Genomic DNA, 12,360 nt, shown 5'->3' on the forward strand with positions numbered 1-12,360 from the left:
GGGCCGGGGGATACAGGACATGGGCAAGGGCAACGTCACCACCACTCCCGGCATCACCGAGATTCCCGGCGCGCGTCGCCACCGGCAGACGCTGCGTCAGCGGTTGCTGCTGTCGTCCGCGACGGAGGCGCCCCAGCGCGGCGGCGGCACCCGGCGCCAGCGCCGTGCGGCGAAGGCCAAGGGGGGCGTCGACTTCGCGCGGCTGGCGCTGCGCAGCGTGATCGGCGTGGCGCTGTCCACCCTGTTCGCCGGCGCCGCCTACGCCAACCCGCTGGAAGGCACCGTCACCGCGGGCGCGGCCACCATCCAGTCGACGACCCCGAAGTCGATGGAGATCCTGCAGTCCACCGACAAGGCCATCATCAACTGGAAGTCCTTCAGCATCGACGCCGGTGAGAGGGTCAACTTCCAGCAGCCCTCGGCCTCCAGCGTCACGCTGAACCGGGTCACCGGCGCCGACCCGTCCAAGATCATGGGCAGCCTGTCGGCCAACGGCACGGTCATGCTGGTCAACCCCAACGGCGTGGTGATCGGCGCCGGGGCGAAGGTGGACGTCGGCGGGCTGGTGGCGACCACCGCCAACATCTCCGACGCCAACTTCATGGCGGGCAAGTACCAGTTCGACCAGGCCTCGACCAAGCCGAACGCCATGGTGGTGAACGAGGGCGACATCACCGTCAAGGACAGCGGGCTGGCCGCCCTGGTGGCCCCGCATGTCCGCAACTCCGGCGTCATCCGCGCGAAGCTGGGCAAGGTCGCGCTGGGTGGTGCCGAGACCTTCACGCTCGACTTCCACGGCGACGGCCTGATCAGCTTCGACGCCAGCTCCGCCGTCAAGACGGTGGCGAAGGACGCGGACGGCAAGCCGGTCGCGGCGCTGGTCGTCAATTCCGGGGAGATCGCCGCGGAGGGCGGCAGCGTCACCCTGTCGGCGCGCGCCGTGAAGGGCGTGATCGACAACGTCATCAACACCGACGGCGTCATCAAGGCCACCTCGGTCGGCAGCGCCAACGGCAAGATCGTCCTGTCGGGCGGCGACACCGGCAAGGTCACCATCGGCGGCACCGTCGACGCCAGCGGGCGCGGGGAGGGGCAGACCGGCGGCACCGTCGTCGCCACCGGCGCCGAGATCGCCGTGAAGAAGAACGCCCGCGTCGACGCCTCCGGCAGCAAGGGCGGCGGCGAGGTCGCCATCGGCAGCAAGTCGGGCCGCTCCGGCACCTGGTCGGACAAGGTGACGGTGGAGGCCGGCGCCACCCTGTCCGCCGACGCCGTCAAGTCCGGCAAGGGCGGCAGCGTGACGGTGCTGTCGCAGAAAAGCACAAAGCACGCTGGTAAAATCTCCGCCCGCGGCGGTGCCGAGGGCGGCGACGGCGGCTTCGCCGAAGTGTCCAGCCACAAGGACATCACGCTGACCGGCAGCGTCGACCTGACCGCGCCCAAGGGAGCGGCCGGGACCTTCCTGCTCGACCCGGAAAGCCTGCGCATCGTCAGCACCGCCGGCGGCAGCCAGGACGGCGCCGCGGCGGACGGCACGATCGGCGTCAACGATCCCAACCTGGGCAGCGGCGCCGCCGTGAACACGGTGTCGAAGCAGGTGCTGGAGAGCATCGCCGGCAACGCGAACATCGTGCTGGAGGCGTCGGGCGAGATCAAGGTGGAGACCAGTCTCGACCTCCAGACCACGGCGGGCCACAGCTTCACCCTGCGGTCGCTGACCAGCAGCGGCATCGCCTTCTCCGACGCCAGCTACGAGATCCGCACCAACGGCGGCGACATCGTGCTGGAAGCCAACGGCATGGCCAGCAACCTGACCAGCATCGGGAAGCTGACGACCCGTGGCGGCGCGGTGCGGCTGACGGCCACCAACAACGTCCAGCTCGCCAACCTGATCGACACCACGCCGGTCTCGGGCAGCGCCGGGGCGGTCTCCGTCAGCGCCCAGAGCGGGTCCCTGACGGCGCTGGCCGCGGGCCGGATCGTCGGCGGCCCGATCACCTTGACCGCCGGTGGCGACATCGGCACCAGCGGCGCGGCGGTGTCGACCAGCAGCAGCCAGCTCGCCCTGGTCACCGGTGGCAACCTGTTCGTCACCAACGACCGGACGCTGACCGACCTCTCCGTCACCAGCACGCACCGGACGGCTGGGGCCGACAGCCAGTTCTTCCTGGCCTCCACGGGCCTGACCTTCACCGTGACCGATTCGTCCGGCGGCACCGCGCTCGACACGATCAGCCAGTCCGGCGGCCTGAACAGCTTCGCCTTCCGCGGTGATCGCAACATCCAGGTCGGCACGGTCAGCGCCGGAACGGGGTCCGTCGCGCTGACCAGCACCGCCGGCAACATCACCGGCACCAGTGCAGGCCTGCTGACCGGCGGCGCGCTGACGCTGACGGCCAAGGGCTCGTCGGGCAGCAACGGCGCCATCGGCACGTCGTTGCAGGCGGTGAACACCGCCGGCACCAGCCTGACCGCCACGGCCGGCAGCGGCGGCATCAACCTGTCGAACACCGGCGCGCTGGCCCTGGCCAACGTGACCAGCGGCGGCGCCACCACCGTCGCGGCCACCGGCAACCTGACGGTCGGCGCGGTGGCCAGCGGCAGCAACACGCTGACCCTGACCAGCAGCGGCGGCAGCATCCTGAACGACGCCGACGCCTCGACCACCATCAGCTCCTACAGTCTGGTCCTGAACGCTGTCGGCAGCATTGGCACCAGCGGCACGGCCCTGACCGCCAGCTCCTACAACATCGACGCCACCTCCGGTGCGGGCGGGGTGTTCCTGACGACGTCGGGCTCGGCGGTGCTGGGCTCCATCGTCTCGACCAACGGCGACGTCGCGATCACCACCGGCGGCACCACCACCATCGGGACGATCACCAGCGCCAACGGGACCAGCAGCATCGCCGTCACGGCGAACGGCACGGTGTCCGACATCACCGCGACCACGGTCGACGCCGGGGCCAACGGCAACGTCACCCTCACGACCGCCAACGGCAGCATCTCCGCCCTGTCCGGCACGATCACCGGCGACAACGTCACCCTCGCCGCCGGGGGCACCATCTCCTCCGTGACGGTGAACACCGCGGCGAAGCGGCTGACGGTCACCAATGGTTCGGGCAACGTTGCGGTCAACCAGACCGGCGCCGTGACCGTGGACAACATCACCTCCGCCGGCTCGTCGATCTCGCTCACCGTCACCGGCGGCGCCGCCACGCTGGGGACGATCAAGGCGTCGACCTCCGGCGCGATCTCCGTGACGGCGACCGGCGGCGCCGTCCTGGGCAAGGACGCCAGCAACCGGCTGTCCGCCGGCGCCATCAGCCTGAGCACGGACGGCGCCATCGGCAGCTCCGCCACCCATCTGCGCACCTCGACGGGGTCGCTGACGCTGACCAACGTCGGGGATCTGTATCTCGACAACAGCGGCGTGATCCTGAGCGGCCTGTCGATCACCAACCGCCATGTCGGCGGGGCGAGCAACGCGCTGGCGCTCACCTCCGAATATTTCAACTTCTCGGTCAACGACAACGGCACCGCGACCATCCTGGAAGCGGTCGGCAGCCCGAAGCTGTCCACCCTCAGCTTCAACAGCGACATCGACCTGATCGTCGGCGATCTGGCCACGGTGGGGACGGGCGGCACCGTCACGCTGACCTCCACCACCGGCAGCATCCGTGACGACAGCAGCGCGAACACCCGGATCGACGCCGGGACCGTGACGCTGAGCGCCGCGGCGGGCAACCTGGGTGACGCCTCCGCTCCGCTGGGGCTCAACGCCACGAAGCTGACTCTGACCACCGGCGGCGACCTGCACGTCACCAACCTGTCCGACATGGCGACGCTGAGCATCGCCAGCACGCATGCGGACACCACGGTGGTGAACAGCTATTCGATCACCGCGCCGAACTTCGCCTTCAGCCTGACCGACAACGCCACCAACGGCTATCTGCTGAGCACGCTGGTGGACACCACCGGCATGATCTTCTCCTTCAAGGGTGACCGCGACATCCGGCTGGGCCGGGTCGATCTGACCGGCGAGACCGGCGTCCTCCCCTCGAATGGCACGCCCGAGATCGGCAAGGTCTACAGCATCTTCAACGCCGAGACGACGAACGGCTCCATCCTCGACGACGGGTCGAAGACCACCGTGGTGCTGGCCGGATCGGTCAATCTGGCCGCCAGCAAGGCGATCGGCAGCGGCACCGGGACCGAGTATCTGGACATCGTCACCCCGGTCCTGAACGCCCGCGCGTCGGACGGCGGCATCTACGTCACCCTGCCGACCTCGACGGGCATCAGCAACCAGAAGAACCTCATCACGCTGGGCAGCAGCTTCTTCAGCGCCACCAACAACCCCATCGTGGTGACGGCGACCTGGGGCGACATCGCCTTCGGTTCCAGCTTCTCCTCCAGCGCCAGCAGCAACATCACGGTGACGGCGACCAACGGGTCGATCCTGAACCCGAACAGCGCCTTCCTGTCCAGCGGGTCGGGCACGCTGACCCTCACCGCCGGTAAGAACATCGGCTCGTCGGACAAGGCGGTGAACGCCCAGGCCGGTACGGTCGTGGCCACCGCCGGCGGTTCGATGTGGCTCGGCTTGGGCACCGGCCCGACGAGCCTGGACAGCCTGACGGCCGGCGGCGACATCACCGTCGTGAAGTCCAACGGTGTCATGACCGTCGGGTCGGTCAACGCCAACAACGGCACCGGCACGGTCACGCTGACGAACACCAGCGGCAGCATCCAGGACGATGCGGACAGCACGACCGTCATTGCCGCCGGCAAGGTGATCCTGAGCGCCAACGGAAGCGTCGGCGGCACCAACGCGCTGAATCTGGCGACGGCGAACCTGTCGATTGCGACGGGCGGTTCCATCGGCATCACCAACACGATGGCGCTGACCGACCTCACCCTGACGCGCGGCTCCTACTCCGGGGGCACCATCGGGATCAGTACGGTCAACGGGCAGGTCTTCACCCTGTCGGACAGCTCGTCGCAGTCCACGATCCAGACCGTCACCAGCAGCACGGCGCTGAACTTCGCCTTCAATTCGTCGCGTGCGATCAAGGTCGGCACGGTCAACGTCGGAACGGGCGGCAGCGTCGCCATCGTCTCGTCCAGCGGCGTCACCAACACCGGCAACGGCAGCAAGATCACCGCCGGCAAGGTGTCGCTTGAGGCGGGGACCAGCTCCTCCGTCGGTGATTCGACCCTCTACGGGGCCATCAGCCTCGACACCGGCGACCTGTCGGTGACCGCCGGGCGCGACATCTACGTCGACAACAACGGGCGCGCCTTCAACAGCTTGGCGATCACCAGCACGAACGCCACCACGGCCACCGCGACCAAGAGCACCTTCTCCATCGCCAGCACCGGTGCACAGGTCTACTCGCTGGCCGACAGCGGCACCAAGACGACGATCGACGTCACCGGCGCGCAGAACAGCAACTTCAGCTTCACCGGCAAGAAGAGCATCGAGATTTCCGAGATCGTCGCCGGCGGCGGATCGGTCAGCCTGATCACCGCGGGCGGCGGGGAGAACTCGACGATCACCATGGTGGGCGGCGGGACCATCGCGGCGTCCTCCGTCACCCTGTCGGCCAACGGCTCCGGCACCAACGGCGGCTCCATCGGCACCAGCACGCGGGCGGTGAAGACCTCCGCCTCGTCGCTGACCGTGGTGAGCAACGGCGACATCTATCTCAACAACAGCAACACCGCGCTGACCGCGCTGGACGTCACGGTCACGCACAAGTCGTCCACCGCCACGGGGACCTACCAGTTCAACGCCCTCGGTTCCAACCGCAGCTTCACGGTGACGGAAGCCAGTGGCATCCAGACGCTGGCGCTGTCCACGCCGAGCAGCGGCGGCAGCGCCTACATGGACCTGCGCTACAGCGTGGATCGCGGCATCGTGGCCGGCGCCATGGACGCCGGCACCAGTTCCACCGGGTCGGTGACGCTGATCTCCACCGGGTCGGCCTCGGGCGCGTCCGGCGGTCCGTCGATCAACGGGTCGGGCACGATCACGGCGGGTTCGGTCTCCCTGACCGCGATCGGCAGCGGCGGCAACGTCGGCGGCACCAACCAAGTGCAGACCAGCACGCAAAAACTGTCCATCGCCTCGGGCGGCAACGTGGCGGTCAGCAACAACGCCACGCTGACCGATCTGACGCTGGATTCCCGGCACAACAAGTCCGGCGGCGGCACCAACACTTACTCCATCACCTCTACCGGCCTGACCGCCACCTTCAGCGATTCGACGAACGACGGCCTGGCGGTGACGAACGTCACCCAGAGCGGGCTGAAGCTGAACATCAGCAACGACAAGGCCCTGCGGATCGCCAAGATCGATGTCGGAAGCACCGGCACCGTCGATCTGACCGCCAATTCCGGCAGTTCCAGCATCAGCGCCACGAACAGCAGCGGCACGACCGTCACCGCGAGCAGCCTGACGCTGAAGGGGACGAGCGTTGAACACACCAGCAGCGGGTCCCGCTTCACCACCCAGGTCGGTACCCTGTCGGCCGATCTGAAGGGATCGCTGACGCTCAGCAACACCGGTACCCTGACGCTGAAGGATGTGAAAGCCGGTTCCTCGGCGGACATCAAGGTGACCAACAACGGGTCGCTCCTCCAGTCCGGAACCAAGCCGCTGAGCGCGGACAAGGTGACGCTGACGGTCGAGGGCGGCTCCATCGGGGCGTCCGGCACGCCGCTGCTGACCGAGACGCAGACCCTGGAGGTGACCGCCGGTCGCAACGTCCACCTGACGAACAGCGCCGACCTGTACGCCCTCAGCCTGGATGTCAGGCACGCCTCCTCCGGCACGCAGAATGTCTACGACATCCGGTCGGAAGGGCTGACCTTCGCCCTGACCGACACCAACACCGGCAGCCAGTACACCCTCGGCAGCGTCGTGGACAGCAGCGGCCTCGACTTCTCGTTCAAGAGCGACAACAGCGTCGCCCTGGGGACGATCAACGGCGGCCTGTCCCGCAAGGTGTCCATCGAGACCACCGGCACCGGCAAGGACATCCTCAGCAACGGCAACTCGAAGGTGACCGCCGGCACGGTCACCCTCACCGCGACCGGGACCATCGGTCAGGCGGGATCGTCCTCCAGCCACATCGCGACGATGGCCGACACGCTGGCGCTGAGCACGGCGACCGACGCCTTCGTGGACAACGGCCGGGACCTGACCGCGCTGTCGCTGACCAGCTCGCGGACGACCGGCGCCGGCACCTATCAGATCACCGCGCCGCAGCTCGTCTTCACCATGACGGACGACGGCACCACCACCACGCTGAGCAACCTGACCGACGCCACCGGTCTCGCCGTCAAGCTGGACACCCAGCACGCGCTGTCCATCGGCACGCTGAACGTGCAGAGCTGGGGCACCGTCGACCTGACCAGCGCGGGGAACATCCTGGGTGCCGCCTCGGCGACGGCGGGCAACCCGGCCAACCGCATCACCGCGGGCACCGCGACCCTGAGCAGCGGCGGCGGCGCCATCGGCTCCTCCAGCAACAAGATCCACCTGTCGTCGTCGTCCGCGACCTTCAACGTCACCGGCGACCTCTACGTCGAGTCCGACACCCGCATCGGCACGCTGAAGATCAAGAGCACCTCGTCGAGCATCACCAACCGCACCTACAGCCTGACCTCGGTCGACACGGCAGGCGCGGCCATCGCGCTGAGCGGCAGCGAGAGCAGCAGCGCGATGGCGCTCGCCTCGCTGACCGATGGCAGCGGCGTGCGCTTCACCTTCGACAGCCACCGCAAGATGGTCGTCGGCGGTCTGGACGTCGGCAAGACCGGCACGATCAAGCTCGTCGCCTCCCCCGGCATCGTTGGGACCGGCGCCCCGAACCTCAAGATCAACGCCGGCATCGCGGAGCTGAACGCCTCCTCCGGCTCGGTCGGCGAAACCGGTGGGCAATTCGTCGGCATCACCACCGGCAACCTCACGGTGAACGCCAACAACGGCGCCGTCATCAACCTGCACGGTTCAACGGTCATCGACGCCATGAATCTGGGCGGCGCGCTGACCCTGAACAACTCCACCGGCGACATCGCGCTCGGCTCGATCTCCATGAACGGCGCCAACGCGGTCATCAACAACCAGGGCGGCTCGATCCTCAGCGGCACGATCAGTGGCAGCAATCTGGTGAACCTGACGGCGACCGGGTCCATCGGCAACGTCAGCGCCATTTCGATGCAGGCCGGCTCCAGCGGCACCACGACGCTGACCGCCAGCGCCGCCGGTAGCATCACCGTGTCGGAAAGCAAGAGCCTGATCGCCCAATCGGTGGTGAGCACCGGCGGCGGCGCGATCACGCTGTCGACCGGCTCCCAGGGAACCGGCCTCCTGACGGCCGGCACCATCACCACGACCGGAAAGGTGTCGCTGACCAGCAGCGACGGCAACATCCGCGCCAACAGCGGCAATCTGGTGAGCGGCAGCAGCGTCGAGCTGTCCGCGGTCAAGGGCGGCATCGCCGACACGGGGTCCACGCTCAACGTCGCGACGACCGACCTGACGCTGAAGACGCCCGGCACCTTCAACGTCGCCGACACGCTCGACCTCGCCAAGCTGACCATCGACCGCACGCCGTCCACCGGAACCACCACCTCCGGCACGATGAGCCTGACGGCCACCAACCTGAGCTGGAACGTCACGGACAGCGGCGGCGTCACCACCTTCACCACGCTGACCGACAGCACCGGCCTGGACTTCACCTTCAAGGCGCCGGGGGCGATCGCCATCGGCACGGTGAACACGGGCGCTTCCAGCACGGTCAGCCTGACGGCGACGGGCAACAGCGCGTCCGCCGGCAACATCACGGCGGTGAACAACAGCTCCACCATCACCGCCGGCTCTCTGAAGCTGGACGCCCAGAAGAAGACCAACGAGCAGGGCAACAGCAGCGCCATCGGCAGTGCGGCCACGGCGCTGGGCATGAACGTGTCCAGCCTGACCGCCAGCAGCGGCACCGGCGGGCTGTTCGTCAAGAACGCGGCGGGGCTGAACCTCAGCTCCATCACCACGGGCGGCGCCCTGACGGTGATCGCGGCGACCGGCGACCTGACCGTCTCCAACGTTTCCTACGACAACAGCAAGGCGCTGACGCTGACGGCGACGACGGGCCGGATCGTCGGCGGGGGTTCCAGCCTGAGCCTCGGCAACGGCAGCACCACGCTGACGGCGGCCGCCGGCATCGGCACGGCGGACTCGGCGTTCAAGGTCACGACGTCCGGCACCGGGGCGCTGACCACCAACGTCACGGGTGCGGGCGGCCTCTATCTCGACATCGCCGGATCGCTGACCGGCGGACTGACGGCCGCGGTCAACAACGGCCCGGTGGTGGTGTCGGGCAGCGGCAACATCACGCTGACCAACGTCGCCATCGCCACCGACGCGGCGGGCAACAGCATCACCGTGACCTCGACCGGCGGCTCCATCACCGCCGGGACGGTGACGGCGGGCGCCAACAACGGCTCGGTCACGCTGAGCGCCACCGGCAACGGCGGCAAGATCCTGGCCGCCAACGGCGGCTCCGCGGTCACGGGCAAGACCGTCGCGCTGAACGGCGCCGGCGGCATCGGCACCTCCTCCGCCCGCGTCGGCGTGGGCGGCGCCCAGGTGCAGGCGAACGGCGGATCGGGCGACATCTATCTGAGCACGACCGGCGCCACCGCGCTCGCCTACGCCGCGACGACCGGCGGCAAGATCGACGTGCAGGCCGGCGACCGCCTCCAGGTGGTCAGTGCCAGCACCGGCGGCGGCGCGATCACGATCTCCTCCACCGCCGCGGACGCCGACATCATCGCCGGCAGCATCGATGCCGGCACGGGCGCGGTTTCCCTCAGCTCCACCGGGGGCGGGGTGTATGACGACGGCCTTGCCGAGACGCGGATCGTCGGCGGCACCGTGTCGCTGACCGGCGGCAAGGGCGTCGGCACCTCCACCCGTTCGGTCCAGACCACCACCGGCGGCCTGACCCTGGCGAGCGCCACCGGCAGCGTTTATGTGACCGACGCCACCACCAGCGGCGTCACCGTCACCTCGGCCACCGCCTCCAGCGGCTCGGTCATCATCGCGTCCGCCGGCACGATGACCGTCCAGTCGGTGTCGGCCAACACCTCCAGCGGAGCGGTCGCCCTGACCGCCGCCGGCTCCATCCTGGGCAGCGGCAACGGCACCCATGTGACGGGCTATTCGGCCAGCCTGACCGCCAACGGCGGCGACATCGGCACCGTCACCGACGCCACCACCGGCGCCGGCACGCCGCTCAAGATGAACGTGTCCAGCCTGACCGGCCTGACAGCCACCGGCACCACGCCGGTCATCTCGGTCGACAACATCAACAGCGCCGCGCTGACGCTGGGCAACAACCTCGTCACCTTGGGAGCGGGCGGGTCCGCCTACATCCGCACCGCCGGCAACCTGGATGCCAGCGCCGGCCTGTCGATGACCAGCGGCAACCTGCTGCTGCAGTCCGGCGGGGTGCTGACCCTGCCGACCGCGGCGATCAACCTCGGCACCGGCGCGCTGACCCTGAAGGGCGCCACCGACGTGGTGGCCGCGGGCGCCTCGCCGCGGGCGCTGTCGATCACCGCGGCCTCGCTGACCTTCGCCAGCGGCTCCAACGGCGGCGACACGACCCTCAACACCACGGTCGGCACCATCGACGCCAGCCTGACCGGCTCCGGCAAGAACCTGACCGTCAACAACACCGGAACGCTGACGGCAACGACCCTCAACGCCGCAGGCACCGTCACCGCCACCAGCAGCACCGGCATGACCGCGACCTCGGTGACCGGTATCGGCACGGTCAGCCTGACCGCGACGACCGGCGACCTGACGGTCGGCGCGGTCAACGCGGGACCGACCGGGACGATCAACCTGTCGGCGGCGGGCGGCAGCCTGTTGACCGGCAATGGCACCAGCCTGACCGGCGGCACGCTGAACCTGACCTCCAACACCGGGATCGGGACCAGCAGCGCCGCCTTCACCAGCAGCATCGCCAACATCTCGGCGACGGTGACCGGGACGGGCGGGATCTATCTGGCCGGCACCGGCTTCACCCTGGGCAATCTCTCCACGACGAACGGGGACATCTCCGTCACCGCCAGCGGCGCCATCAGCGACGGCAACGCCACCACCGGCATCACCGCCGGGGGCAGCGGAACCATCTCCCTGGTCTCCACGGGCGGTGCGGTCACCCTGACCAAGGCGGTCAGCAGCACGGGGCCGGACGACACCCGGGCGAGCGTGACGGTGCAGGGCACCAGCATCGCCCTGGGCAACGTCACCACCACGGGCACGCAGACCTACACCGGCAACACCACGTTGGGAGGTGCGCTGGCCGGCAAGTCGGTGACCGTCGCCGGGAACCTGATCCTGTCGGGCACCAACCGCACGGTGACCGCGACCGGCGGCGACCTGTCGGTGAGCGGCACGCTGAACGGCGGCGGGTACGGGGCGACCCTGAACGCGGCGCAGGGCGGCGTGACGCTGGGCGGTGCGGCCAGCAACCTGGCCTATCTGACGGCCTCCGCGGGGACCATCGGCCTGCGCGCCGTGACGACGACGGGGGCGCAGAGCTACACCGGCGCGACCAGCCTCCAGGGCGCCTACGCCACCGGCAACGGCACCTTCACCGTCACCGGCGCCACGACGCTGGCGGGCGGCACCACGGTGAACTCCGGCAGCGGAAACGTGCTGTTTAGCGGCACGGTGAACGGGGCCAACTCTCTCGTGATCACCAGCAGTGGCGCGACGCAGTTCAGCGGCGCCGTGGGCGGCACGACGGCGCTGGCAAGCCTGACCATCGACGCCGGCGGGACGGCCAGCGTGAAGTCGGTGACGACCACCGGCGCCCAGACCTACAGCGGCACAGTGACGCTGGATGGGACCTACGCCACCGGCGCGGTCTTTTCGGCCATCGGTGCGGTAACGCTGGCCGGTGACACGATGGTGGACGGCACGTCGAGCGTTCTGTTCATGAACACGGTGGACGGCGCCCACGCCCTGGTGGTCAACAACAAGGGAATGGCGCAGTTCAACGGCGCGGTGGGCGGCACGACGGCCCTGGCGAGCCTGACCACCGACGCCGGCGGCACCAGCAGCGTGAAATCGGTGACGACCACCGGCGCGCAGACCTACAACGACGCGGTGACGCTCGACGGCACCTACAACAGCGGCAGCGGCGCCTTCACCGCCAACGGTGCGGCGACGCTGGCCGGGGCGACGACGGTGAACGGCGGATCGGTTCTGTTCGCCGGCACGGTGGACGGCGCCCAGGCCCTGGTCATCAACAGTAAGGGCGCGACGCAGTTCAGCGGCAC

The 12,360-nt window shown here is 69.1% G+C and carries 1 protein-coding gene; it reads left to right on the top strand.

What is annotated here, in order from left to right; translation table 11 throughout:
• Nucleotides 1-19: 19 nt before the first annotated feature.
• Nucleotides 20-12,360 (top strand): filamentous hemagglutinin N-terminal domain-containing protein (locus JJL56_RS28805; RefSeq protein WP_200487234.1); only part of this gene is annotated, 12,341 nt, incomplete at its 3' end.

This window comes from Azospirillum aestuarii (assembly GCF_016632405.1).
GTDB lineage: Bacteria > Pseudomonadota > Alphaproteobacteria > Azospirillales > Azospirillaceae > Azospirillum > Azospirillum aestuarii.